We start from the raw sequence: 23,953 nt of genomic DNA on the forward strand, positions 1-23,953 counted from the left end.
TNTTTTTATGCCTGCTATAGTAAGTTAAGCTTATGCCCAACCTTCATAGCGTTTTCTACGTGATAACACGATAGTTAAGATAATTCCTAAGAACAAACCTAAAAATGCAATGGCTCCGCCGTATGTAAGTAACTGGCGTTTTTCTTTAGCACTGGTTGCTTGTTTTAGTTGTTGCTCTTGAGAAAGCTCACCTTGTAACTGACTAATTTGTGCTAATAGTTGCGCGTTTTGTTCGGTTAACTGTGCGTTTTGCTCTTGCAGCTCAGGTAACTCAACTTGCGCTTGACGAAGTCTATTTTGCATAGTGCTTATTTCATTATTGAGGGCTTGGTATTGTTGTTTTAAACCAGCTGATTCACTAATGAATTTAGCTTCTACCCAGCCTTCACGATCTTTATCATCTTTAACTTTTATAAAACCATTTTGTTCATCAGATAATAAAGTGAGTTGCGTACCTGCATCTATTGAACCAAGTAAACGATAGTCTTTACTGGCACCTGAGCGCATGAAAGTATACAAATTATCGATTATATAAGCTGTTTTAGCATTAGTCGGCGACGTTGATTGAGCTTCCTCTGCTTGGCTCATAAACGGGGCGGCTGTTAAAAGCAGCCATAGTAAACAGTGTTTTAGCATTTATCTACCTTGTTAATCTAGCAGTGTCCGTTGTGAACGTGATTTTTATTTCGCATAAGTATATAGATAGTATGGATTTAATAGTTTAATAGCAAGACAGATATTGTAACCAGAGCATTTTGCTTGTGTGTTTATGACTAAAAAATTTGCAATATAGGGCTGCTTTGTTTATTTTGAGCACTTATTAATTTTAAGGGTAATCCGCAAGCCTAATGGATACTGAGATAGAACTGAAATTTTTGGTATCAGATGACGTCATTCCACTGATCCCCTCACTAATTACTCAATTTGCAAAAACAGTCACAAACAAACCTTCTAAAAGTTTGCAAAATGCTTATTATGATACACCAAGCAGAGAGTTAAGAGCACTCGATATTGGCTTTAGAACGCGTTGTACAGACGAGCGCTGTGAGCAAACAATTAAGCTAGCTGGAGAAGTGGTAGGGGGCTTACATCAGCGCCCAGAGTACAATCTTCCAATAGAAACAAACCGACCAAATCTAATGGCGTTTGATTCATCAATTTGGCCTCACGGTATGCAAATTGATGCCATATCACAAAATCTATTCCCTATTTTTAGTACTAATTTTATTCGCCGTACGTGGTTAATAGAAACCCCAAATGGTGCCAAAATTGAAGTGGTATTAGATAAAGGTGAAATTGCTGCGTCAGGTAAGGTAGAAATCATCAGCGAGCTTGAAATCGAGCTGGTTGAAGGTAGTCGTGAGGAGCTATTTGCTTTTGCAGATATATTAGTGAGCCAAAACAGCATTCGTTTAGGGCTCTATTCAAAAGCAGCAAGAGGGTACCGCCTTGCGGATGACACGCCGCTTCAACCAAGTAAATCAATCGGCTTTGTGAAACTTAATAAGCAAGCCACTCAAGAGCAAGCCCTTATTGAAGCTATGGGGTTTGGTATTCGCTTTGTGCAAAAGCACGAGCAATGCTATTTCGATAAGCCAAGTTTAAAAACATTAAAACGTGTAACCGACGGCATTAGCTTAATTCGCCACAACTTTTGGTTGTTTGACGATATTGTTAGTAAAGAAAGTACCGAGCAACTCAGAACAGAACTCAAGTGGCTATTAAGTGAGTTAGCATGGGTTGAAAATGCAATTCAGTTAAAAACTTATACTTCTAAGCGCCATGCTTTTTATAAAAAAATAAATAGCGCCCCAGCGTTAACGCAAGTTATTAACGATTTAAAAGAGTTACAGCCGAGCATTGACGATATTTTTTCGCTTTTTCATAGTGCACGCTACAACCGTTTATTGCTGAGCTTAACAACGTGGCTGATAAATAAGCAGTGGCGTAAAGATTGGAGCCAAGCAGAGCTTCAAAATGCAGAGCAACCTATTGTAGATATTGCTCATCGCTTATTTGATAAAGATTGGAAAAACTTACACCGTTTACTCCCTAAAGAGCAAAGCTTAGCAGGCAATGATTACTTAAACTTTCGCACTCAATTAGAAAATAGCTTACTCAGTGGTAATTGTTTGGGCGCACTGTTTAATAAAGATGAGCGATTAGAATTTAGGCTCCCTTGGCTGGATATTTCTCATGGGATGTATGAGTTAAGCACGCTTGATTATTTAAAACAGCTGTGTGGCGGGCAAGAAGATGCTCAACTGGCAAAAATACAACTATGGTTAGAGCAAAAATCTGACTTTTTAGTCAGTGCCATGGAGCAAAGTCGACATGCTTCATTTGATACAGAACCTTATTGGCTTTAATGACTAAGCACTTTTGTGGCCGGACTTTGCTGCAAAAGTGCATGATTTTTTCACTTTTGTGTTTTGCTACCAATGTGTGTTCACAGCCATCTTGGCAACTTTACGAAAGTAAACAAGGGGTAAGTGTTTATTTTCAGCGTTTAACTGACGATACCTTGAAAATGAAAGCTGAAACGGTGGTTAACAATGTCACCGCAGAGGATTTAGTTGCTTTACTTAGTGATACCGATACAGCCCCTAGCTGGATAGAAAACATTACTAAGGTCACGTTACTCAAAAGTTTAAGCCCTTCAGAAAACTTAGTTTATAGTTATATTGATAGCCCGTGGCCTGTTAGCAATAGGGATGTGATTACTTATTCGTGCTATACAAGGGTGAGTTCGTTGCAAACGCAGCTTAGTATTCACGCGCGCCCAGATTTTTTACCTAAAACTAAAGGGGTAATAAGAATAAGCATCTTAAATGCAACGTGGTTGCTAACTCAGCAGGCGGAAAATTTACACATTAGTTATCAGGTATATGCGTTACCAGGCGGCAAGATACCTACATGGTTAAATAATAGGGTCGCTTTAAAAAGCACCCTTAAGACTCTAATCAATTTAGCTGAAACACTTGCGACTAAGCAGTACACAGCGAAGTCAACCGTCATTCGTACTGGGGATTGCACACATGGCGAATTGCCGCAGTTATAAGCTAAAAAGTGACCTAAGAGGTCACTTTTTAGTGGGTAAAAGCTAATTAGTATTTAGCGGATTCACCGTCTTTGGGTAAAGACTGATTTATAAACTCGCGTAAATCGTTATTAGAGCTTTCTAAATCTGCGTGGCGTAGATACATCATATGGCCACTGCGGTAGCCTTTAAAGCTTAACCTATCTTGCATTTTACCACTTGGATCTAATTGCCACATAGTATATTTGGCATCAAAGTAATTGGTTGCACCGTCAAAGTAGCCCGCCTGAACCATTACATTTAAATAAGGGTTTTGAGCCATGGCTAAGCGTAAATTTTCACCGGTATTATTTCCGCTTCTATCCCATGGGTGAACGTTACCAAATAAGTTATATTTGATATCGGTTTTGTAATTAAGCTCTTCACGAAGATAATAGTTAATTGCAGGAGTGAAAGAGTGCAGCCATGATGTAAGCTCTGCCCAGTAATCTGGTGACTCACCGGCATCGCGTTTATCTATGCCTAAATAGCGCGAATCCAGTCGACCAACCATTTGTCCGCGTTCACGCAATAACTCTTTCCAAAAAAACTGTGTTGGAATATCTAAATTGTTTTGACTAACAAATGTTTCAGATAAACCCGCATATTCAGCCATTTTTTTAATAATACGACGTTTTTCGTCAGGCGCAATAAAGCCGCCTTTTGCAAGCGCAGGAATAAGCTCATTAACGGTAAACTGTTCAACTTCCGGTAATAGCTCGTCTAAATCTTTTGCTTGTAAATCGGCGTTTAATGCTTTGTGGTACCATGCAGTAGCTGCAAAGTAAGGTAGGCGGTTAGCTGCTTTTACTGGTCCGTCGCGTTTAATACCGATATCGGTAGGAGATACGAGTACAACACCGTTAATGTACATCCACTGACTATTTTGCAGCTCATGCGCTAAACCCGATACACGAGTAGTACCATAGCTTTCACCAATTAAAAACTTTGGAGAACGCCAACGTTCATTTCGAGATACAAAAGTATTAAGCCATTCTGCGAGGTACTTTATATCGGCATTAACGCCAAAAAATAGCTCTTTTTGTTTATCTTTGGGTAAAAAGTTACCGTCTTTATCTTCTACAACACGTGAATAACCTGTATTTACAGGATTTACATAAACGATATCCGCTACATCTAAAACCGAATAAGGGTTATCTTTTACACCATAAGGTTGAATTGGGTAGCCTTCGTCGTCAATTTTTAAAACGCGAGGGCCGGTGTAAGCTAAATGCATCCAAACTGATGCTGAACCAGGGCCACCATTAAATGAAATAAGTAATGGACGCTTTGTTCTATCATCTACTTTATCGCGGGTGTAGTAAGTGTATTGAAGGGTTGCAATGGCATCACCCTTGTTATCCCATACTGGCTGTGTGCCTGTTGCTACCGTATAAGAAAATCGTTCGTTATTTATTTTTGCTTTGTGCTGAGTAACTACTTTACTGTCGATATCAATACGGCGTTGATTATCGGCAAACGTTGCACTCGTAAATGTAAGTGCAATTGCGGCAATGGGTAAAAATAGACTTCGACTAAATTTCATAACTAACCCTTTTTATTTTATGTACTGCAGTTATAGCGATATTTGAGTAAAAAACAAAAGTATTGAGACTAGCTGCCGATAATAATCGTTGAGTTTATGTAATTAAGATTAATCTCAACATAGCAAACAGGCGAAATATACTTGATGTGTATGCCATACTGTAAGTTTAAGGCGATTAAGAAATTTAATTATTAATTAAGCTTTTTAGGTTATTGGTCGCTTTAATTGTTTTTAAATGGATGCTTGAGAGTGATTTATTTTTAGGTTTATTACCATAAAGGGTGAACGTAAATGAAAGGGAGTTTATGCAACGGGTTTTAATTGTTGAAGATAATATAAGGGTACAACAGGTACTCAAACATATTGCTGCTCATTATCTTGGTGTGCGGGTTGATTTCGCTCAGTCACTTACTCAATGTAAAAAGTTACTAAATCAAACTAGTTATTCGCTCGCGTTAGTTGATTTATCTGTTGGTGGTCAAATCGATACTGATATAACTCGCTTTACACTGTCGCAAGGTATCCCTACGTTGGTGATGACAACGCAAACAGATGAACATACACGTTTAAAAATGCTGGAATTAGGTATTATCGATTACGTCATTAAAGATAATCGCGACTCTTATCTTTACGCTATAAAATTTGTAGCACAGTTATTGCGTAACCAGGGGCGCAAAGCGCTGGTTGTAGATAATTCCTTATTGAGCAGTAGCTTGGTTAAGCAAATGCTCGAAAAACAATTGTTTGACGTCATTACTGTTGATAATAGTGCGCAAGCTCTTCATATACTTGAGCATGATCAGGCTATCAACTTAGTGATCACTGACCATAACTTATCAGGTATGAATGGTTTTGAATTAATTAGAGTTATTCGTAATATTAAAAGCCGTGAGCAATTGGCCATTATTGGTTTAGCTGATGTATATAGTTATGGCGTTGCTGCACGATTTATTAAATCAGGTGCGAATGACTTTTTAACTAAACCCTTCACCCATGAAGAGTTTCACTTTCGAGTGGTGCAAACTATGGAGTCAATATGGCTAAGTAATGCTAAAAAACCGGCTTTGTCTTTCGATGCGACAGAGTAACTTTAATCTTAAATACATTATCAATGTGTATTTGGCGAGAGTGTAACGGTTAGTTAAAGACGATTATTTGCGTATTTATCGACTCGCACCAATTCTGTATTTTGACTTAAAAAAAGCGCACCTAAATGGTGCGCTTTTTTGTTTTTTATATTATTTAATTTAATAACCCTCTGTTTTTATTTGTAATTTAAAGCTGGCACAAAGGTTGGATTGCATAGAGCAAATACAATAACAAGCTAGTGTCCTAAGGGGGCCTTTGTGAAAATGATCAGTGCAATAATAAAGCCATTCAAACTAGATGATGTGCGTGAAGCACTCGCTGATTTAGGCATCGAAGGAATGACCGTGGTTGACGTTAAGGGGTTTGGACGTCAAAGAGGTCATACAGAGTTATACCGTGGTGCAGAGTACCAAGTTGACTTTATACCTAAAATTAAACTTGAAATTGCCACTCGTAGTGAAAATTGCCAACGCGTTGTAGAAACCATTACCAAAGTTGCTGGAACGGGCAAAATTGGTGACGGCAAAATTTTTGTTTACGACTTAGATCAAATTGTCCGTATTCGTACTGGCGAACTTGATGATGATGCTATTTAAGGGGGCAACATGGAAAATACAATTATAGAGCTGAAGTTTTCGCTCGATACGTTTTACTTTTTAATCTCTGGCATCTTAGTTATGTGGATGGCAGCTGGTTTTGCAATGTTAGAAGCAGGTTTAGTGCGCTCAAAAAATACCACAGAAATTCTAACTAAAAATATCGCACTTTATTCTATCGCTTGTACTATGTTTTTGTTGGTCGGTTACAACATTATGTATGTAGACAACGTTGAAGGCGGAATAATTCCTTCATTTGGTGGCCTAATAGGTAGTCAAGCGGCAGACGCCGATCATTCACTAGAGTCTGATTTTTTCTTCCAAGTAGTATTTGTTGCAACGGCTATGTCTATTGTATCTGGCGCCGTAGCGGAGCGTATGAAGTTATGGGCTTTCTTAGTGTTTACAGTAGTACTTACAGGATTAATTTACCCAATTGAAGGTTACTGGACATGGGGTGGCGGCTTCCTATCTGAATTAGGCTTTGTTGATTTTGCAGGTTCTGCCATTGTCCATGCAACCGGTGCAGCTGCAGCGCTTGCGGGTGTAATTCTACTGGGTGCACGTAAAGGTAAATATGGTAAAAATGGTGAAATTTACCCAATTCCAGGTTCAAACTTGCCACTTGCTACATTGGGTACATTTATTTTATGGATGGGTTGGTTTGGCTTTAACGGTGGATCACAGTTATTAATTTCAGATAAAGAAAATGCAACTGCAGTAGGTCAAATACTACTTAACACCAATGCTGCTGCAGCTATGGGTGCAATATCAGCCTTGTTCTTATGTAAATTATTATGGGGTAAGGCAGATTTAACCATGGTACTTAATGGCGCACTTGCAGGCTTAGTGGTTATTACTGCAGATCCATTATCACCATCACCATTAATGGCGTGTTTATATGGCCTACTAGGTGGATCTTTGGTTGTACTAAGCATTGTGGCACTTGATAAAGTGAAAATTGACGACCCTGTAGGTGCCATCTCTGTGCATGGTGTATGTGGCATATTAGGTGTGGTATTAGTGCCGGTTACTAATGCCGAGGCTAGCCTTGTGGCACAGTTAATTGGTTTACTATGTATCATTGGCTTTGTGTTTATCGCTTCATTCATTGTTTGGGCAGTCTTAAAACAAACTATGGGTATTCGTGTTACCGAAGAGGAAGAGCTAAACGGTATGGATCAACATGATTGTGGTATTGATGCTTACCCAGAATTTGTTTCAGTAAGAAGTAATTAAAAGTAAAAGTATTGTGTGTTCAATCAAAGCCCTACTCAGTTAGGGCTTTTTTGATTTCAGGAAGGGTTAATTTTTCAGGTGTTAGAGTAATGTGATAAGCTCCTCGCGTTAAATCAACCTTTGGAATGTATTACACTTAAATGGCTGAAAAAAAGAAAACACCGACCAGTAAACCCTCGACTAAGCGCGCTACTAAGTCATCTAAAACATCAGCGCGAAAAAGTGCTGCAAAAAAAACCGCAAGTTCGGCTAAACGGCCATTTTTAAAAACTTTGTTTTCTATTTTTTGGAAACTGAGTCTGGCGACTTTCATCGCTGTAGCACTTTACTTTATTTATCTTGATGCAAAAATCACCCGCCAATTTGAAGGCAACAAATGGCAACTTCCAGCCCAAGTGTATGCGCGTTCAATGACGTTTTTTCCTGGGCAGTTTTTATCTGAGCAAGAAGTTTTATGGGAGCTTAAACGTTTAAATTACACGGCAGTTAATCGCTTGAGCCGCACAGGGCAATATATTAAAACAGCTAATAGTATTAAGATTTTTCGTCGTGATTTTGAATTTTATGATGGTTTAGAAAATGCTCATGTAATTGAATTACGTTTCTCTGGGGAAAAGGTTGCCAGTATTAAAGATAAATTCGGTCGTCGCTTAAACACTGCCAGATTAGAGCCTGTACAAATAGCCCGTATAGGTAATGACTCAAAACAAGACCGCGAATTTGTGCCATTAGATAAATTTCCAGACATGCTTAAGAATGCTTTGTTAGTGGTCGAAGACCGCGATTTTTATGATCACCACGGGGTATCGGTATTTTCTATTTTACGGGCTTTATATACCAATATTCGCGCAGGAAGAACCGTGCAAGGGGGCAGCACACTGACACAACAGTTGGCTAAAAATATTTATCTTACCCGTGAACGTTCATTAGTACGTAAAATCAATGAAGCTTTTATTGCGCTTATTCTTGATTATCGTTATTCAAAAGATCAGATTCTCGAAGCCTATTTAAACGAAGTCTACCTAGGTCAGTCTTATAACCAAGGTGTGCATGGTATGGGATTAGCGGCTGAGTTTTACTTTGCAAAACCCGTTGATGAACTTGAGTACGACCAAATTGCTCTGCTGGTGGCCATGGTTAAAGGCCCTTCTTATTATAACCCTAGACGTTATAAAGAACGTGCTATGGAGCGTCGTGACTTAGTGCTGCGTTTAATGGTCGATAACAAACTTATTTCCACTAAAGAGTATCGAGCCTCATTAAAGCGCGCAATTGATATTGCGCCAATGAAAGCCAGCTTACAAAAGTCTTACCCAGGTTACTTGGAGTTGGTTAATCGCGAGTTAAAACAGCTGCTACCTGATCAAGAAGTATTAGATGCAGGGGTGCGCGTATTTACCTACTTCGACTTGCAAAAACAAACCGCAATGGAAGAATCGATTAAGGCCAGTTTACCTTATTTGGAAAGGCGTCCAAATACCAAAGAATTAGAAGCGGCAATGATCTCCGTTAATGTTGAAAAAGCTGGTGTATCAGCGTTAGTCTCTGGACGTGATGTGCGCTATTCAGGGTTTAACCGCGTACTTGATACCAAGCGCAATATTGGCTCATTAGTTAAACCGGCAGTGTATTTAAGTGCACTGCAGCTTCCTCATTATAATTTAGCGACGTTGCTTGATGATTCACCCGTGCAAGTCACCAACGAAGAGGGAAAAGTATGGCAGCCAGAAAACTTTGATCATCAATATCGAGGTGCCGTGCCTCTTTATAAAGCATTCAGCCACAGCATTAATATTCCGGCAGTTAACTTAGGGCTTGATGTTGGGGTTGATAAAGTTGCTAATACACTCAGAGGACTAGGTGCTAAAGGCCATATTAATGAATACCCGTCGCTGCTATTAGGGGCTATTGAAATGTCGAGTTTTGAAGTGGCTCAGCTTTATACCACAATTGCTGCTGATGGCGAATACAGAGAGCTGACGTCTATCTCGGCATTAACCGACTCTGTTGGTAAAGTACTTTATAAGCATAAAGTGAGTAACGAACAACGCTTTGATAAAGATGCCATGTACATGACCAAATACGCTATGAAGCGAGTAACTAAAGATGGCACCGCTAAACGCTTAAATTTACATTTTCCGTCGATTCAGCTCGCAGGTAAAACAGGTACCAGTAACGAATTACGCGACAGCTGGTTTGCTGGGTTTGATCAAAATACAGTGACGGTTGCATGGTTAGGTCGTGATGATAATAAAAGTACTGGCTTAACCGGCAGTGTAGGCGCGCTTGAAACCTATATTCGTTATTTAAAACCCTTAAACCCGCAAGCAATTGCCGATACCCGTCCACCTTCAATTCGGTGGGCATTTGTAAACGAGCAAACCGGGAAGCAAGCACCACCAGGGTGTGGCAAAGTGATTCAATTACCGCTTAGGGCCAGTGAGTTTAAACCAAGGCCCCAATGTATTCGCTAAGTAATAAAAACAAAAAAGCCCGAAAGGGCTTTTTTATGGGTAAGCGATCTTATGAGCTAAACGTTATAGTTTAGCAAAAGCGCGCTCTGCCGCTTCAATCGTTGCCTGAACTTCTTGCTCTGTATGCGCAGCACAAACAAAACCAGCTTCAAACGCTGAAGGTGCTAAATAAACTCCTTCTTCAAGCATTAAGTGGAAGAACTTTTTAAAGCGCTCTAAATCACATTCAGTGGCTTGTTGGTAAGTAGTTACTTTTTCTGCATCAGTAAAGAAAAAGCCATACATGCCGCCAGCGTAGTTAGTCGTTAAGGCAATACCTACTTTTTTAGCTGCTGCTTCAAAGCCTTCACAAATCGCTTTACTAATAGCTTCTAATTTTTCGTGAACGCCAGGTGCACTTAGTAACTCAAGTGATTTTAAGCCTGCAGCCATCGCAATTGGATTTCCTGAAAGTGTACCCGCTTGATAAACTGGGCCTACAGGTGCGATGTAATCCATAATTTCTGTTTTACCACCAAACGCGCCTACTGGCATGCCACCACCAATTACTTTACCTAAACAGGTTAAGTCTGGTTTGATGTTGTAGTAAGCCTGAGCGCCACCAAGGGCTACACGAAAACCTGTCATTACTTCGTCAAAAATAAGCACAGATTGGTACTGATCACAGACTTCACGCAGTCCTTCTAAAAAGCCAGGTACTGGTGGGATACAGTTCATGTTACCTGCAACTGGCTCAACAATAATACACGCGATTTCATCGGCGTATTTAGCAAAAATTGCTTTCACTTCTTCAATATTGTTAAACGAAACCGTAAGGGTGTGCTTAGCTAAATCTTCAGGAATGCCTGGAGAGTTAGGTACACCCATAGTTAATGCACCAGAGCCGGCTTTTACTAGCAGTGAATCTGCATGGCCGTGGTAACAACCCTCAAACTTTAAAATTTTGTCACGACCAGTAAAACCACGAGCTAAGCGAATTGCACTCATTGTTGCTTCAGTACCTGAGCTTACCATACGTACTTTTTCGATAGATGGGACTAGCTCTTTAACTTTTTCAGCCATTAAAATTTCAGCTTCGGTAGGTGCACCGTAGCTTAAACCATTTTCTACCGCATCATGCACTGCTTGTTTTATTTCAGGGTGATTGTGGCCCATAATCATTGGACCCCAAGAGCCCACATAATCAATGTAACGGTTGCCATCAGCATCAAATGTAAACGCGCCCTGTGCTTTAGTAATAAACAGCGGAGTACCACCTACACCATTAAAAGCACGCACTGGTGAATTTACGCCACCAGGAATAGAGTCTTGAGCTCGTTTAAATAAGTCTTGGCTAATTGTCATGAAAAATCCTATTGTTTTATCACTTTAAAATTAAAAGCTTAGCTATCGCGTTTGCGGCTAAACCAAGGAACGTCTACTTCATACTGCTCGACTTTGTTTTCTACGCCGAGGGTTAAAGCAAACAGCGCCATACGAATAAGTACGCCATTTTGTACTTGGCGGAATATTGCTAGATTGTCGTTAGCATTTAAGTCGTTATCAAGTTCGTTTGCCTCTAAACGGCTATCGCGAGGAAGCGGGTGCATTAACACCGAGTTCGGTTTGCAATGGGAATTGTAAATAGACTGGCTAATTCTAAATCCACCACGGTATTTATTAGCTTCCTCTTGAGACGGAAAACGCTCTTCTTGAATGCGTGTTTGATAAACAATATCTGCCGCTAAGTTACCTTCCATTTTATCAACCAGTTCAATTTTATGTCCCGCATTTTCAACGACAGATAAAATTGAGTCAGGCATTTGCAAGCCATTAGGGGCAACCATTGAAAAGCGAATGTTTTTGTAATGACATAGTAGCTTTGATAGCGAGTGAACGGTTCGGCCATATTTTAAATCGCCGACTAGCGCAATGTGCATACCATCAATATTTTGCTCGAAGCGGTTAAGCTCTCGCTCAATAGTTAATAAATCAAGCAGCGCTTGAGTAGGGTGCTCATTGGGTCCATCGCCACCATTTATTACTGGTACGCTGCAACCTGTTGCAAATTCAGCTACCGAGCCTGAGTCTGGATGGCGCATTGCAACCGCATCAGCATAGGCTGAAATAACACGTGCGGTATCATATAGTGACTCGCCCTTAGCAAGCGCAGAGCTTTGCATACCGGTGGTTTCACGAACTAGTCCACCGAGTAAATTAAACGCAGTGCCAAAACTAACACGAGTACGCGTACTAGGTTCAAAAAACAGGTTCGCTAAAATAGCGCCTTCAAGCACATTGGTACGCTTTTGTTTTTTAGCGTATGGCTCCATTTTTTTTGCCACAGTAAATATACGTTCAATACAGTCTCGATCGAGTTGATTAACAGAGAGTATATTTTCACCTTGGAAACTGAACATGGGGTTATTCCTAGTTATTCAAAAAGGCGCGATAATCCATAAAGGAGCACGCAATCGCGCGTATTATACAAACTTAGTTTGCGACTTGGCAGTGTAATTTATAATCCTGTATTTAAAAGCTTGGCTTAATTATGGCTAAGGCAACTATTACGAGTAACGCTAAAACAGGTAGTTCGTTGAAAATTCGGTAAAACCGATCGCTTTTAGTATTTCTATCGTGTTTAAAATCAGCTAATAACTTGAAACAGTAGCCATGATAAATATATAAAATGATTACCAGCACTAGTTTGTAATGCAACCACATGCTGTAACGAAACCATTCGCGGCCGTATTCAAAGATGGTTAACACGCCAAATACTGCGGTAAGCACAGCAAAGGGAGTAACAAAATAAAGTAGCCGACGTTCCATTACTTTTAGCATTGAGTTACACGATTTTTCTTCACTCATAGCGTGATAAACAAAAAGGCGAGGTAGGTAAAAAATACCGGCAAACCAAGCAATCATAAAAAATACGTGCAAGGTTTTGTAAATTAATAATGCGCTCATACTGTTCTCATTATTGTTAAAGTAAACTGTTGCGTATGGTTAGAATATGGTGGATTTGATCCCACCGTAGTAATCCCATAATTTGTTGATTATCTAGCAAGTTATACACATAAAGCGCGCCACTGCGTTTATCATTTAAAATTTCAAATGCATCTGCAAGGGTGGCTTGGCTGCTAATACCTTGTAAGTTAATGTATTTTATATTGACCGCCTGATCAGACATTAAACTTAAGTCATATTCAGCTAGGCGATAACCATTTTCCTCGTCAAACACAATTAACGGTGTTTGGCTGTCCATGGCATCTAGGCTGTTTTTTATTTGCTCTTTATCATCGGAGTAGAGCAGTTTAAAGTCTTCATCCATATCATCCATCACCCCTACTTTTTGTAGGGCTTCAGTGGCGGGAGATACATGGTAAGGTAATCCCTGAAAGTCTAATTGCTGTAAAAATATAGAGCGGTTACCAAATACCTGCAAAGCTGTAACGTAGGCGGTGGTAATGACGATCATCGCCGGTACAATAATTTCCGGTGAAGAGGTCAGCTCCATCACGGTGGTCAGTGCTGCTAAGGGGGAGTGCAACGTTGCCGCCAGTAAGCCTGCCATGCCAAGCACGCCATAAGTGCCTGCTATGTCAGTCCCAGGGCTAATAAACTGGGCAAAAAATGCCATTAAAGTGCCGGTTAAAACGCCAAGCCCAATAACGGGACCAATTAACCCACCAGGGATACCTAAGCCAATAGCAAACAAAGTGGCTAATAACTTGGCAATTAAAATAGTGGTGAGTAGTTGAATATTTTCAGGTGACTCTACCGCAATAGTTATCGCACTCATACCCGAGCCCATTGCTTGTGGAACTGCGTAAGCAATTAAACTGGCAATACACCCTGCAATTATTAAACGTGGAAACATACTTAATGGTTTAAAGGTTTTAATAATCAGCATTAAGTTTTGGTTAAAAGCATAAGCCACCGCGCCCAGCCCCATGCCACACAAAATCAAATAGGGGTAATGCCAACCACTTAAGGGGGCAATGCTAATCAACGCAAGTTCTGAGCCCTCACCAAATACAAACTGAGTGGCTAATGCGCCGGTAACAGCTGCGAGCATTATCGGCACAAAAATATGTACTTTGTATTCCCTGAGCACCACTTCCATTACAAAAATAACCGCAGCAAGCGGGGTATTGAACGACGCAGCAATTCCCGCGGCAACGCCACAACCACTGAGGGTACGCATAGCGTTGTGAGGTAAGTGTAATTTATTCGCTAATATGCTTGCCCCTGCTGCTCCCATGTGAACTGATGGGCCTTCCCGGCCAACAGAAAAACCACTGATCAGTGCCAGCGCACCACCAACAAACTGATTAACCGTGTTATACAGTGGCATTTGCCCGTAATGGCGCTTGATTCTGTGTATTACAAAAGGAATACCTAAGCGGTAATGTTTAAAACCAGTGAAAGCGGCAAATGTAGCTATTAATAACGCTGCCACTAAGGGCATTAATACCCGTTCTAAAGTGGGTAGAGTGGTAAAATCGTCAGGGGTTTCTAGAAATAAGCTTTGAAAAAATAAAATGGTTAAGCGGAACAGTATAATAAAAAATGCAGCAATTAATCCGGCACTTACGCCTAATAAGCATAATTGTACGGATGTTTTTGGTTTTGCTAATCGACGTCTCAGTCGCTCAAGCCACATGCTTTATTTCCCCGTAGCATTTTTAGGCGTCAAGTTTATCAAAATAGTCTAGGGAAGTCCTTGAGATTTTTAACAACAGATTAATTTAAATTTAATTTATACTGCACCTATTCACAGAGTGAGCTAAACAAGCCATGTTAGCATTGGAGCGTAGAAGCAGGATTAACTATACTTGATTAAAACACTCAGGTATTAGATAATCTCACGCATTAGTATTAAGGTATTGAGGGTTATAAGATGTCTGAAGAATTACCCATTAAGTTTAGCGACGCAGCCGCTGTGCGTGTTAAACAGTTAATCGACGAAGAAGAAAACCCAGATCTAAAACTGCGTGTTTATGTCACAGGCGGTGGGTGTTCAGGTTTTCAATACGGTTTTACTTTTGATGAAAAAGCAAACCCGGGCGATTTAGAAATTGTTAAAAATGGGGTTACCTTAGTCATTGACCCTATGAGTATCCAGTATTTAGTTGATGGTGAAGTTGACTACACTGAAGGATTAGAAGGGGCACGCTTTTTTGTCTCTAATCCTAATGCGACCACCACATGTGGCTGTGGCGCTAGTTTTAGCGTATAAAAATATCGTTATCCAAAAAAACCGCTTAATCAGCGGTTTTTTATGTCTGTAGTAATTATAACTCAGTTGGGCTGTATTCTGTTATTTGCATTATCAACACAAAAAAACCAAGTACAAACGCTGAGAAAGCTAAAATATAGATAAAGCCTTTTTTACCCTGCTTTAATGGGATTGCATAATGACGCAAAAAAAAGTACCACCCCAAGCATAAAATAATAGGCAGTAAAAAGAGTAGTCTAAACATGATTTAATCTCTATCAGCTAGGGACAATAAACCCTAATAATAAACAGCTTATTTTTAAATGAAACAAAAAAGTTATAAAAATATTTAACCTTATTCAGACTTGGTAAATATTTGTTGTTAAACTTTAATCGCAGAATTACTAATTAATCATTCAGATCAACGGTGAATGGTATATAATGTATCCAAGAATGAAACGGGCAAGGTTTCATTTTTCACAATAATAAAGAGTTAGTACATATTTGAGCGTTTTTTGTTGGTTGAATTGTAAGCGTTTACACTGCGAATTAGTTAGTGGCAGTGAGTTTATGGTGTTGATCACAATGAGCACTTGGCAATATGTACAGTTAAACAACGAGTAGGAGTTGTATATGATGGGTAAAACCGTATCTTCGGAAGAAAATGCAAAGTTAACAAAGTGGCTTAAAACTAAGCGCCATGAAAAAGGCTACACAATGCGCAGCCTAGCGCAAATTTTGGGTACGCCACATTCTTTTATTGGCAAAATTGAAAATCAAGAGCGTCGCTTAGATGTGATTGAGTTTGTTCGCTACTGTAATGCATTAGAAGTCGACCCGTATGAAGCATTAAGCTTAATTAAAGCTGACTAACGCTGTTAGGCTGTAATCGTAAAGTTAAATCTAACGTCTACAGCCAATACTAATGCAGGGATGCATTAGGTGTTACCTACTATGATAATTTTGCTCTAATGCATATAGTTTGTGCCTAATTAGATATAAAAATATTAATGAAGGTAAAACCATAAGTGCTGTTAAAACAAAAAATAATGACCAATTCCCCATTAGCCAATCATCGATAACTACGCCACTATAACTCGATAATAACGTACGTCCTAAATTACCCAATGATGCTAATAGCGCATAATGGGTGGCGCTAAATGCTCTGTCACACAGCATAGATATAAAAGCAACCATCGCCACTAAAGACCAAGCTTGGGTAAAACCATCAACTACAATCGCCATTGCATATAAGTGTTCTTGTGGCCCTGCTAAGGCAATCCAAGAAAACATTAAGTTAGATGCAGCCATGGCTACGCCACTAATAAATAAGCCTTTTACTATGCCATATTTGTGGTTAAAAATACTGCCCAAAAAGGCAAATACAATGGTGATTAAACCCGTGCCCAGCTTGGAGTAATTTGCTATTTGGGTATTACTAAAGCCCACTTCTTTATAAAATACAATCGACATTCGTGCTAAAAATGCTTCACCAATTTTAAATAAGAAAATAAATGCCAGCAGTGCTAAAGCGGTTTTAACCCCATTTTTAGCAAAAAAGGTTTTAAATGGATCAACCACAGTAACCCCCAGCCATGCGAGCGTTTTTGTAAGTGGTGTTTGTTTGCTTGCCGCAAGCTTTTCAAGATAAACACGCTCTAGCTCGGCATGAACAGCTTCACGGTTTGATTTTGGTTCTTTAGCCCAAAACACACAGCTAATTAATAACAGCATAATCGCAGATAAAAAATAATAGACCTGCGGCCAGTTTATGTTTGGCATATCTGCCATGTAAAAGGGCACAGCCCCTAATAAAGCATAACCTGTCCACCAACCTGATGTAGCCATTGCGGCGGCTGCGGTGGCTTTGTGAGATTCATTTTCACTAAGAGTGTCTATTCGAAAAGCATCTATAGCAATATCTTGCGTTGCAGAGGCTATGGCGATCAGCAAGCAAAGTGCGGCGGCAATCGCTAGGTTTGCTTTTAGATCAAGCCCTGCAAGTAGTAACGTGCCAAATAAAATAAAGCTTTGGCAAAACAGGATCCAACTACGACGCTGACCAAGCCAGTTGTACAAAAAGGGCAGTTTAGTGCGATCTATTAAAGGCGACCATAAAAAATTGATACTATAGGCACCAAACACAATGCCAAATAAGCCTATCATGCTGCGACTCAAACCTTCATCTTTAAGCCAAGCCGACATTACCGAGCCAATTAACACCCACGGAAAACCACTGCTCATTCCAAATATAAAAACATTAATTAAACGTTTATCTTTAAAATAAGAAAAGTATTCGCGAACAGAAAGTGTGCTATTCATAGGGGCTCATTGGCTCATAGAAAGAGCAGCCAAAGCTGCTCTGATAAAAAGTTATAAAGGGACTTGCTCAAGCACCTTGATATTTAATATAACAACCGGTTTTTCAGGGACAAAGTTGTAGCCAATTTTGTCATTAAAACCCGTTTTTACAGCCATGATTTTATCGAGCGTCTCATAACCTTCCATAACACTGCCAAACACTGCAAATCCCCAATCACGCCCTGGATTTAAATGGTCATTGTCATCCATGTTAAAAAAGAACTGACGCGTTCCTGAGTGTGGTTCTCGATCTTGATAGGCCATAGCAATGCTATACATATCGTTAGTTAAGCCGTTACCGCTTTCATTAAAAATAGGGTCGTTTTCATGCAGGCCATCGTAATCTTTATCATAACCACCGCCTTGAATTACAAAGTCACGGTCATTTTCTACATCGCGTTCTACACGATGAAACACACTGCCTTGATAGCTTTTATCAGACACATAAGTCAAAAAGTTATTGACCGTAATAGGGGCTCTTGAGCGGTCTAGCTCAACCACAATACTGCCCAACGATGTCACAATTTCTACTCGAGGGAAAATATTATCTTTTTGCACAAAGCGGCCTTCTTGAGCCGCTAAACTATTTACGCTAAAAAATAAGCTTACGCAGATTAAAAAAAGTTGCTTCATTATTAACCTTCTAAAAATGCAATTAATTCAGGGTCAGATACAATGCGGGTAATTAACTGCTCAGTCAACTTATTGAGCTGACCTTCAATTTTTGCCCTATCATGACCAAGTGGTCCAGATAAATTAGCATTACCGCTATAACGCTTACTGAAATTACTGGTAGGGCGAATCACTCGTACTTCAAATTCAATCTTGGCATCACTGGTATGGCTCATTAGCTTTTCTGTAACCACAGCTTGCAGTGCATGAATATCTAACTCAAAGCGCAATTGCGCTAAATTAGAAATGCTAGCGCCATTGCGACTAAGCGCACTGTCTAATGCACTTTTAACTGACTCAGTAATACCCGTGCTGGCAATGGTTTTTGTTTTGCTTGATTCAATAAGCTTTAAGGTTGCACTGTCACCACGTAAATCAATCACGCTGGTGTTTAAGCTGTTATTGATTGAGCTTATTTGCCCACTTTTATAGACGGGATTGAGAATAAGCTGATTAGGCTGATTGGCACATCCCGAAAAAACCACTAAAGTACAACAGCTCAATAATATCTTTATGAGTTTCATTTATAACGTTCCACTATTTTTAGTTGCGCTGAGTACCACAAACTTTTTATTAGAGCCTAATAAAGTACAGTTACCAAACATACGGTTTAGTTTGTCATGATAATCTAAATGACGATTGCCAATAATACGCAGCTCGCCACCTTCCTTTAATGTGTCTTTTGCTTGCTTGAACATTTGCCACGCGATGTGGTCGGTAACCGCTTGTGCTTGGTGAAAGGGCGGGTTGCACAATACAATATCAGCACTTTCACGTTCAAAGTCAGTTAAACAATCATTCTCTATAAAAGTACATTGTTCAAACTTGTCTTCCATGTTTAATTCAATGTTGAGTCGAGCTGATTCAACCGCCATATACGACTCATCAACAAAGCTAATATGAGCATTAGGACAGCGCGCTAATGTCATTAAGCCAACCACGCCATTACCACAGCCTAAATCAATAATATTTTTTGCTTTATTTGTTTGCGGCAAGTAATTGAAAAAGAAACGTGCGCCAATATCAAGTGAATCACGCGAAAACACATTGGCATGATTACTTATTGTAAAATCAGTGCCTTCAAGTGGCCAGCTGACTGGGAAATCTGCGCCTTTATAACCGCCAGCAGCTTGGCTAATAATTAAACGTGACTTTTTTACTGCAAGACTTGTTTTCGTCTCACCAATAAAGTTTTCAAATGCTTTAATAGTAGAGTTATGCACGTCTTTAGTTTTTGCAGCACCAATAACTGGCGTATCTGGCGCGAGCACCTCGCTTAATTCAGATAGCTGATATTGTAAAAAAGCCAACGTGCGTGGTACTTTTACCAACACTAGGTCTACTTGCTCAGGCAGAGCCGATAAACTATCAAGCTGGCTAAACGCCGTCGTCGCGATTTTGTTTTCCGCTAAGTTATAAGCAGCCGCCTGATGGCTAATATATGAGTCGTTTACTGAACAAACTGTTAATTGTTGCTTGCTAAAGTAACAGCTAAGTGCACCAAAGCTGTCGTTTAAGATCAGTAACGAGCGACAATCAGGGTAGTGTTCATTAACATAGTCAATAAGGTATTCGTCTGCTGAATCCCACGCTTGTAAGCTGCGGTTTTTTTGATCCAAAGGAAAGCGTTCAAGAGTAAAGGTGTTATCGCCGAGCGTAGCTTGCGTAGTCATAATAGTTTAATGATCGGTAATCAAATGATAGGTAAATTCTAACATGCAACCGCCAAACGCCAACCCCCAACTTTTACCAAATGGCTTTTCTTATCAAAGTAAGGTGCTTAGTGCGCAAAAAAGCCTCGATTTATTTTACTATTTGCAGCAAAACCTAAACTGGCAACAGCCAAACATTACAGTGTTTGGTAAAACGGGGCCAATACCAAGGCTGCAATGCTTTATCAGCGAAGAAAATCTTGAGTACGGCTATTCTGGGCATAAACTCGATTTAGAGCCTTGGCCAGACGTATTACTTGCAATGCGAACACGTTTAGAGAATCACCTACAGCAACCATTTAACTCAATTTTGGTTAATTATTATCGGGATGGCCATGATTGCATGGGCTGGCATAGCGATGATGAGGCCGAACTGGGATCGCAGCCTACTATCGCATGTGTATCGCTTGGCGCAGAGCGGTTATTTAAGCTCAAACATAAAGCGAGTGGCAAAATAACCAATATAAAATTACAAAGTGGTAGTTGTTTAATAATGAATGGCCATAGCCAACAAGAATATCAACATGCACTACCTAAACAAACAACACTTAAACACCCAAGAATAAGTCTAACTTTTAGAGATATTAAAGCTAAGTAAGAATAAGCATTAGCCATGCGATGCTCTCAATTGTTATAGTAAGCCAATCAGTGAGTTATTTAGGGACGTTAACATGTCAATGCAAGAACAAATACGCAACAAGCTAGCCGAGGCAATTGCCTGTAAGCATTTAAATGTTATTAATGAAAGCCACATGCACAGTGCAGGCACTGAGTCACACTTTAAAGTAATTGTGGTAAGCGAAGAGTTTGTAGGTAAACGACTTTTACAGCGTCATCGTGAAATTAACGAAATTTTAAAAGATGAGTTAGCAAATCACATTCACGCACTTGCTATGCACACTTACACCCCTGAAGAATTTACCGAGCACGACGGTGAGGCACCGCAATCGCCTAATTGTATGGGTGCTCAAAAATTGGATAACAGGTAGCTAGAAGGTAGTTTGAGCATTTGGTAACTGATCAGATCAGTTTTTTTTGTTTTAGCCTTTAAACTAGCGCTAATTTTTATTGTAAAAGATATAGGATGATCAATGGTCATTAAGCCTAAAATTCGCGGATTTATCTGCACCAATGCACACCCAGTTGGCTGTGCAGAGCATGTTCAAGAACAAATTAATTATGTTAAGCAGCAAGGAGCATTAAAAAATGCGCCTAAAAATGTATTAGTTATTGGTGCGTCTACAGGTTATGGCCTTGCATCTCGTATTACTGCTGCATTTGGTGGTGGCGCTAAAACATTAGGTGTGTTTTTTGAAAAAGAAGGCACTGAACGTAAAACAGGCTCTGCGGGTTGGTATAACACGGCGGCATTTCAAGCAGCCGCTGAAGCTGAAGGCTTATGGTCTAAAAATATTAATGGTGATGCGTTTTCTAACGAAATCAAACAAAAAACAATCAACACCATTAAAGCTGAATTAGGTAAAGTTGACTGTATAATTTACAGCTTAGCGTCACCTCGTCGCACTGATCCAAATACAGGCGAAGTGTTTTCTTCAACACTTAAGCCAATTGGTAATGCAGTAACCACTAAAAACTTAAATACGTCAAAGCGTGAAATCGATGAAGTAACCGTTGAAGCTGCAAACCAAGACGATATCGACAACACCATTAAAGTAATGGGTGGCGAAGATTGGGAAATGTGGATTGACGCCCTTAAAGAGGCAGATGTATTAGCAGAAAACTTTAAAACAACGGCTTACACATACATTGGTAAAGAACTAACTTGGCCAATATATGGGCATGCAACCATAGGTAAAGCGAAAGAAGATTTAGACCGTGCCACTGCAGCTATTAAAGCCGCTACCCAAGATTTAAACGGTGAAGCTTATGTTTCTTCACTTAATGCGGTAGTTACTCAAGCAAGCTCTGCAATTCCAATTATGCCGCTTTACATTTCTGCATTATTTAAAGTAATGAAGGCTGATGGCACTTACGAGGGCACTATTGAGCAAATTCATGCACTATTTAGTGAAAACCTATACGGTGATTCACCACGTTTTGATGAGGGTGGGCATTTATTCCAAAACTACAAAGAATTGGAAGATGATGTGCAGTCTCGCGTTCAAACCATTTGGGACAGTGTAGACACAAGTTCTATTGATGAGCTTACAGATTACGTTGGCTACCATAATGAGTTTTTACGCCTGTTTGGTTTTGGTATTGATGCTGTTGATTATGAGCAAGACGTAAACCCTGTTGCGCCAATTGCAAATATGATTGACTAAATATTGCCATGAACAAGTTGTTATATTAAAAGTCGCCTTGTGCGACTTTTTTGTTTTTTAGCTTTGATTTGAAAAAATATTTGTTAATTGATGGTTTATTTACCACTTTGGTCTAGCTTGTATTTTATTAATTATGAATTACAAAACTAAATAAACGTTTCTCTCGTATAATTTTCATAAATACACTCGCATAGTCAGTCACAATAATGTTAAAATCAAAGCAATATGTGAGGAGTTTTACTGCGCTGCTTGTTTGGTATCTATAGCGAGTCATTTTATAGCTTGCAATAATACAAATAGCGGCGTGGTTGGTACGATTTTTCAGTTTCTTTCCGTTAATGTAGTGCAAGTGCGTATGATCAATATAAAAAAAGGTCTGGATTTACCCTTAGAGGGCGCACCTCAGCAAGTTATTCATGATGGTTCTTCCGTCAAACGTGTAGCTGTGCTAGGTGAAGAGTTTATCGGTATGCGTCCAACCATGCATGTTCGTGTGGATGACCAAGTCAAAAAAGGCCAGGTACTTTTTGAAGATAAAAAGAACCCAGGCGTATTATTTACTGCACCAGCTTCTGGTACAGTAAAAGAAATTAATCGCGGTGCTAAACGTGTTCTGCAATCTGTTGTTATTGAAGTAAACGGCAGTGAGCAAATCACCTTTGGTTCTTTCTCGGAAACTGAGCTTAATAGCTTAGACCGTGAAAAAGCTAAAGAAGTACTAGTTCAATCGGGTCAATGGACAGCACTACGTGCTCGCCCATTTAGTAAAATAGCGGCGTTGGATGCAAATCCTAGCTCTATTTTCGTGACAGCTATCGATACCAATCCACTTGCTGCAGATCCTGCAGTAATTATTGCTGAAAATGCGAAAGCGTTTGAAGCAGGTTTGGCTGTTGTGTCACGTTTAACCGATGGCAAAGTATTTGTTTGTAAGCAAGCAGGCAGCCAAGTTCCTAGTTCACCTATCGCTCAAGTAGAAGTACATGAGTTTGGTGGCGTGCACCCAGCTGGCCTTGTTGGCACTCATATCCATCACCTTGACCCAGTATCTGCTAGTAAGCAAGTTTGGCATATCGGTTACCAAGACGTTATTGCGTATGGTCACCTTTTCCTTACTGGTGAAATTTACACAGACCGTGTAATCTCGCTTGCAGGTCCGCGTGTTAAGAATCCTCGTTTAGTGAAAACACAATTAGGTGCTTCTCTAGATGACTTAGTTGCAGGTGAATTAGAAGACGGTGATAACCGTGTTATTTCTGGTTCTGTACTTGCAGGTGCTACGTCGTCTGGTGTTCATGCATTCTTAGGCCGTTACCACGTTCAAGTATCTGTATTACTTGAAGGTCGCGAAAAAGAATTGTTTGGCTGGATTGCACCAGGTAGTGATAAATTCTCTGTAACGCGTACATTCTTGTCTCACCTTACACCGAGTCGTTTATTTAAAATGACAACGTCTACGGGCGGTTCAAAACGTGCCATGGTTCCACTTGGAAGCTATGAGCGTGTTATGCCACTTGATATTTTGCCAACGCTTTTATTACGTGACTTATTGTCTCGTGATTTAGACAGTGCAATTTCATTAGGTGCGCTTGAATTAGATGAAGAAGATTTAGCGTTATGCACCTTCGTTTGTCCTGGCAAATACGAGTACGGCGCAGCCCTACGCGATTGCTTAACTACGATCGAGAAGGAAGGCTAAA

At 39.9% G+C, this 23,953-nt stretch carries 23 protein-coding genes; 12 read left to right on the forward strand and 11 right to left on the reverse strand.

Going from position 1 to position 23,953, the window contains the following annotated elements; genetic code table 11:
- Positions 1 to 30 precede the first annotated feature (30 nt).
- On the reverse strand, positions 31 to 636 hold the full coding sequence (locus tag P20311_RS08745; protein ID WP_008111843.1) for a TIGR04211 family SH3 domain-containing protein: 606 nt from the start codon (positions 634 to 636) through the stop codon (positions 31 to 33).
- Positions 637 to 848: 212 nt separating this feature from the next.
- Between P20311_RS08745 and P20311_RS08750 the strand changes: the two genes are divergently transcribed.
- Together P20311_RS08750 and P20311_RS08755 are read left to right on the forward strand one after the other, a co-directional pair.
- Complete coding sequence (locus tag P20311_RS08750; protein ID WP_008111845.1) at positions 849 to 2,369, forward strand: CYTH and CHAD domain-containing protein; 1,521 nt, start codon at positions 849 to 851, stop codon at positions 2,367 to 2,369.
- Complete coding sequence (locus P20311_RS08755; RefSeq protein WP_008111847.1) at positions 2,369 to 3,061, forward strand: START domain-containing protein; 693 nt, start codon at positions 2,369 to 2,371, stop codon at positions 3,059 to 3,061. Before P20311_RS08750 ends, P20311_RS08755 begins: the two co-directional genes overlap by 1 nt.
- 46 nt (positions 3,062 to 3,107) lie before the next feature.
- Here the strand turns inward: P20311_RS08755 and P20311_RS08760 are convergent, their stop codons facing one another.
- Positions 3,108 to 4,625 carry a S10 family peptidase gene (locus P20311_RS08760; RefSeq protein ID WP_008111849.1) on the reverse strand — a complete coding sequence of 506 codons (1,518 nt, stop codon included), beginning with the start codon at positions 4,623 to 4,625 and terminating at the stop codon, positions 3,108 to 3,110.
- 305 nt (positions 4,626 to 4,930) lie between these two features.
- On the opposite strand from P20311_RS08760, the gene P20311_RS08765 reads away from it, so the two are divergent.
- From P20311_RS08765 to mrcB, 4 genes are all read left to right on the forward strand, one after another.
- Positions 4,931 to 5,713: a response regulator gene (locus P20311_RS08765; RefSeq protein WP_008111851.1), complete on the forward strand. Its 783-nt coding sequence runs from the start codon at positions 4,931 to 4,933 to the stop codon at positions 5,711 to 5,713.
- Positions 5,714 to 5,971: 258 nt separating this feature from the next.
- The gene (locus P20311_RS08770; protein WP_010391070.1) at positions 5,972 to 6,310 is read left to right on the forward strand and encodes a P-II family nitrogen regulator; all 339 of its coding nucleotides are present in this window, start codon (positions 5,972 to 5,974) and stop codon (positions 6,308 to 6,310) included.
- Between the two features lie 9 nt (positions 6,311 to 6,319).
- Positions 6,320 to 7,549 carry an ammonium transporter gene (locus tag P20311_RS08775; RefSeq protein ID WP_008111855.1) on the forward strand — a complete coding sequence of 410 codons (1,230 nt, stop codon included), beginning with the start codon at positions 6,320 to 6,322 and terminating at the stop codon, positions 7,547 to 7,549.
- A 140-nt stretch (positions 7,550 to 7,689) separates the two neighbouring features.
- Entirely contained in the window at positions 7,690 to 10,023 is a 2,334-nt protein-coding gene (gene mrcB, locus P20311_RS08780; protein WP_036985023.1) for a penicillin-binding protein 1B, read from the forward strand.
- 63 nt (positions 10,024 to 10,086) lie between these two features.
- On the opposite strand, the gene hemL is transcribed toward mrcB, so the two are convergent.
- From hemL to P20311_RS08800, 4 genes are all read right to left on the reverse strand, one after another.
- Positions 10,087 to 11,367: a glutamate-1-semialdehyde 2,1-aminomutase gene (gene hemL / locus P20311_RS08785; protein ID WP_008111861.1), complete on the reverse strand. Its 1,281-nt coding sequence runs from the start codon at positions 11,365 to 11,367 to the stop codon at positions 10,087 to 10,089.
- A gap of 38 nt (positions 11,368 to 11,405) precedes the next feature.
- Positions 11,406 to 12,422 (reverse strand): aspartate carbamoyltransferase, encoded by a 1,017-nt coding sequence (locus P20311_RS08790; protein WP_008111864.1) that lies wholly within the window; start codon positions 12,420 to 12,422, stop codon positions 11,406 to 11,408.
- Positions 12,423 to 12,534: 112 nt separating this feature from the next.
- On the reverse strand, positions 12,535 to 12,969 hold the full coding sequence (locus P20311_RS08795) for a CopD family protein (protein ID WP_008111866.1): 435 nt from the start codon (positions 12,967 to 12,969) through the stop codon (positions 12,535 to 12,537).
- 16 nt (positions 12,970 to 12,985) lie between these two features.
- On the reverse strand, positions 12,986 to 14,668 hold the full coding sequence (locus P20311_RS08800; protein ID WP_008111867.1) for a chloride channel protein: 1,683 nt from the start codon (positions 14,666 to 14,668) through the stop codon (positions 12,986 to 12,988).
- Positions 14,669 to 14,905: 237 nt separating this feature from the next.
- On the opposite strand from P20311_RS08800, the gene erpA reads away from it, so the two are divergent.
- Positions 14,906 to 15,244, forward strand: coding sequence for an iron-sulfur cluster insertion protein ErpA (erpA, locus tag P20311_RS08805; RefSeq protein ID WP_002958911.1), 339 nt, complete (start codon positions 14,906 to 14,908; stop codon positions 15,242 to 15,244).
- 55 nt (positions 15,245 to 15,299) lie between these two features.
- Here erpA and P20311_RS19290 read toward each other — a convergent pair whose 3' ends face one another.
- Positions 15,300 to 15,488, reverse strand: coding sequence for a hypothetical protein (locus P20311_RS19290; RefSeq protein ID WP_008465463.1), 189 nt, complete (start codon positions 15,486 to 15,488; stop codon positions 15,300 to 15,302).
- Positions 15,489 to 15,856: 368 nt separating this feature from the next.
- On the opposite strand from P20311_RS19290, the gene P20311_RS08815 reads away from it, so the two are divergent.
- The gene (locus P20311_RS08815) at positions 15,857 to 16,096 is read left to right on the forward strand and encodes a helix-turn-helix domain-containing protein (protein WP_008111877.1); all 240 of its coding nucleotides are present in this window, start codon (positions 15,857 to 15,859) and stop codon (positions 16,094 to 16,096) included.
- A gap of 72 nt (positions 16,097 to 16,168) precedes the next feature.
- On the opposite strand, the gene P20311_RS08820 is transcribed toward P20311_RS08815, so the two are convergent.
- Genes P20311_RS08820 through P20311_RS08835 form a run of 4 tightly spaced genes read right to left on the reverse strand, consistent with a single transcriptional unit; the run spans position 16,169 to position 19,929 of the window.
- Positions 16,169 to 17,545, reverse strand: a complete 1,377-nt coding sequence (locus P20311_RS08820) for an MFS transporter (RefSeq protein ID WP_008111878.1) — start codon at positions 17,543 to 17,545, stop codon at positions 16,169 to 16,171.
- Between the two features lie 51 nt (positions 17,546 to 17,596).
- A complete protein-coding gene (locus P20311_RS08825) occupies positions 17,597 to 18,217 on the reverse strand; it encodes a peptidylprolyl isomerase (protein ID WP_008111880.1) in 621 nt (206 codons plus the stop codon).
- A gap of 2 nt (positions 18,218 to 18,219) precedes the next feature.
- Entirely contained in the window at positions 18,220 to 18,780 is a 561-nt protein-coding gene (locus P20311_RS08830; protein WP_008111881.1) for a YajG family lipoprotein, read from the reverse strand.
- Positions 18,781 to 19,929, reverse strand: a complete 1,149-nt coding sequence (locus tag P20311_RS08835; protein ID WP_008111883.1) for a methyltransferase — start codon at positions 19,927 to 19,929, stop codon at positions 18,781 to 18,783. It abuts the gene before it with no gap.
- Positions 19,930 to 19,972: 43 nt separating this feature from the next.
- Here P20311_RS08835 and P20311_RS08840 point away from each other — a divergent pair, with 43 nt between their 5' ends.
- The 4 genes from P20311_RS08840 (at position 19,973) to P20311_RS08855 (ending at position 23,952) form a co-directional block, all read left to right on the forward strand.
- Positions 19,973 to 20,566, forward strand: coding sequence for an alpha-ketoglutarate-dependent dioxygenase AlkB (locus P20311_RS08840; protein ID WP_008111886.1), 594 nt, complete (start codon positions 19,973 to 19,975; stop codon positions 20,564 to 20,566).
- 73 nt (positions 20,567 to 20,639) lie between these two features.
- A complete protein-coding gene (locus tag P20311_RS08845) occupies positions 20,640 to 20,957 on the forward strand; it encodes a BolA family transcriptional regulator (RefSeq protein WP_008111888.1) in 318 nt (105 codons plus the stop codon).
- 102 nt (positions 20,958 to 21,059) lie between these two features.
- Positions 21,060 to 22,253, forward strand: coding sequence for an enoyl-ACP reductase FabV (gene fabV / locus P20311_RS08850; RefSeq protein WP_008111889.1), 1,194 nt, complete (start codon positions 21,060 to 21,062; stop codon positions 22,251 to 22,253).
- Between the two features lie 355 nt (positions 22,254 to 22,608).
- Positions 22,609 to 23,952: a Na(+)-translocating NADH-quinone reductase subunit A gene (locus tag P20311_RS08855; protein ID WP_008111891.1), complete on the forward strand. Its 1,344-nt coding sequence runs from the start codon at positions 22,609 to 22,611 to the stop codon at positions 23,950 to 23,952.
- Position 23,953 lies beyond the last annotated feature (1 nt).

This window comes from Pseudoalteromonas sp. BSi20311 (assembly GCF_000239875.1).
Taxonomy (GTDB): domain Bacteria; phylum Pseudomonadota; class Gammaproteobacteria; order Enterobacterales; family Alteromonadaceae; genus Pseudoalteromonas.

What these genes read in the sequence shown, in the direction of transcription:
- P20311_RS08745 (WP_008111843.1), bottom strand. Translation starts at nt 636, where the DNA reads ATGCTAAAACACTGTTTACTATGGCTGCTTTTAACAGCCGCCCCGTTT.
- P20311_RS08750 (WP_008111845.1), top strand. Translation starts at nt 849, where the DNA reads ATGGATACTGAGATAGAACTGAAATTTTTGGTATCAGATGACGTCATT.
- P20311_RS08755 (WP_008111847.1), top strand. Translation starts at nt 2,369, where the DNA reads ATGACTAAGCACTTTTGTGGCCGGACTTTGCTGCAAAAGTGCATGATT.
- P20311_RS08760 (WP_008111849.1), bottom strand. Translation starts at nt 4,625, where the DNA reads ATGAAATTTAGTCGAAGTCTATTTTTACCCATTGCCGCAATTGCACTT.
- P20311_RS08765 (WP_008111851.1), top strand. Translation starts at nt 4,931, where the DNA reads ATGCAACGGGTTTTAATTGTTGAAGATAATATAAGGGTACAACAGGTA.
- P20311_RS08775 (WP_008111855.1), top strand. Translation starts at nt 6,320, where the DNA reads ATGGAAAATACAATTATAGAGCTGAAGTTTTCGCTCGATACGTTTTAC.
- mrcB (WP_036985023.1), top strand. Translation starts at nt 7,690, where the DNA reads ATGGCTGAAAAAAAGAAAACACCGACCAGTAAACCCTCGACTAAGCGC.
- hemL (WP_008111861.1), bottom strand. Translation starts at nt 11,367, where the DNA reads ATGACAATTAGCCAAGACTTATTTAAACGAGCTCAAGACTCTATTCCT.
- P20311_RS08790 (WP_008111864.1), bottom strand. Translation starts at nt 12,422, where the DNA reads ATGTTCAGTTTCCAAGGTGAAAATATACTCTCTGTTAATCAACTCGAT.
- P20311_RS08795 (WP_008111866.1), bottom strand. Translation starts at nt 12,969, where the DNA reads ATGAGCGCATTATTAATTTACAAAACCTTGCACGTATTTTTTATGATT.
- P20311_RS08800 (WP_008111867.1), bottom strand. Translation starts at nt 14,668, where the DNA reads ATGTGGCTTGAGCGACTGAGACGTCGATTAGCAAAACCAAAAACATCC.
- erpA (WP_002958911.1), top strand. Translation starts at nt 14,906, where the DNA reads ATGTCTGAAGAATTACCCATTAAGTTTAGCGACGCAGCCGCTGTGCGT.
- P20311_RS19290 (WP_008465463.1), bottom strand. Translation starts at nt 15,488, where the DNA reads ATGTTTAGACTACTCTTTTTACTGCCTATTATTTTATGCTTGGGGTGG.
- P20311_RS08815 (WP_008111877.1), top strand. Translation starts at nt 15,857, where the DNA reads ATGATGGGTAAAACCGTATCTTCGGAAGAAAATGCAAAGTTAACAAAG.
- P20311_RS08820 (WP_008111878.1), bottom strand. Translation starts at nt 17,545, where the DNA reads ATGAATAGCACACTTTCTGTTCGCGAATACTTTTCTTATTTTAAAGAT.
- P20311_RS08825 (WP_008111880.1), bottom strand. Translation starts at nt 18,217, where the DNA reads ATGAAGCAACTTTTTTTAATCTGCGTAAGCTTATTTTTTAGCGTAAAT.
- P20311_RS08830 (WP_008111881.1), bottom strand. Translation starts at nt 18,780, where the DNA reads ATGAAACTCATAAAGATATTATTGAGCTGTTGTACTTTAGTGGTTTTT.
- P20311_RS08835 (WP_008111883.1), bottom strand. Translation starts at nt 19,929, where the DNA reads ATGACTACGCAAGCTACGCTCGGCGATAACACCTTTACTCTTGAACGC.
- P20311_RS08840 (WP_008111886.1), top strand. Translation starts at nt 19,973, where the DNA reads ATGCAACCGCCAAACGCCAACCCCCAACTTTTACCAAATGGCTTTTCT.
- P20311_RS08845 (WP_008111888.1), top strand. Translation starts at nt 20,640, where the DNA reads ATGTCAATGCAAGAACAAATACGCAACAAGCTAGCCGAGGCAATTGCC.
- fabV (WP_008111889.1), top strand. Translation starts at nt 21,060, where the DNA reads ATGGTCATTAAGCCTAAAATTCGCGGATTTATCTGCACCAATGCACAC.
- P20311_RS08855 (WP_008111891.1), top strand. Translation starts at nt 22,609, where the DNA reads ATGATCAATATAAAAAAAGGTCTGGATTTACCCTTAGAGGGCGCACCT.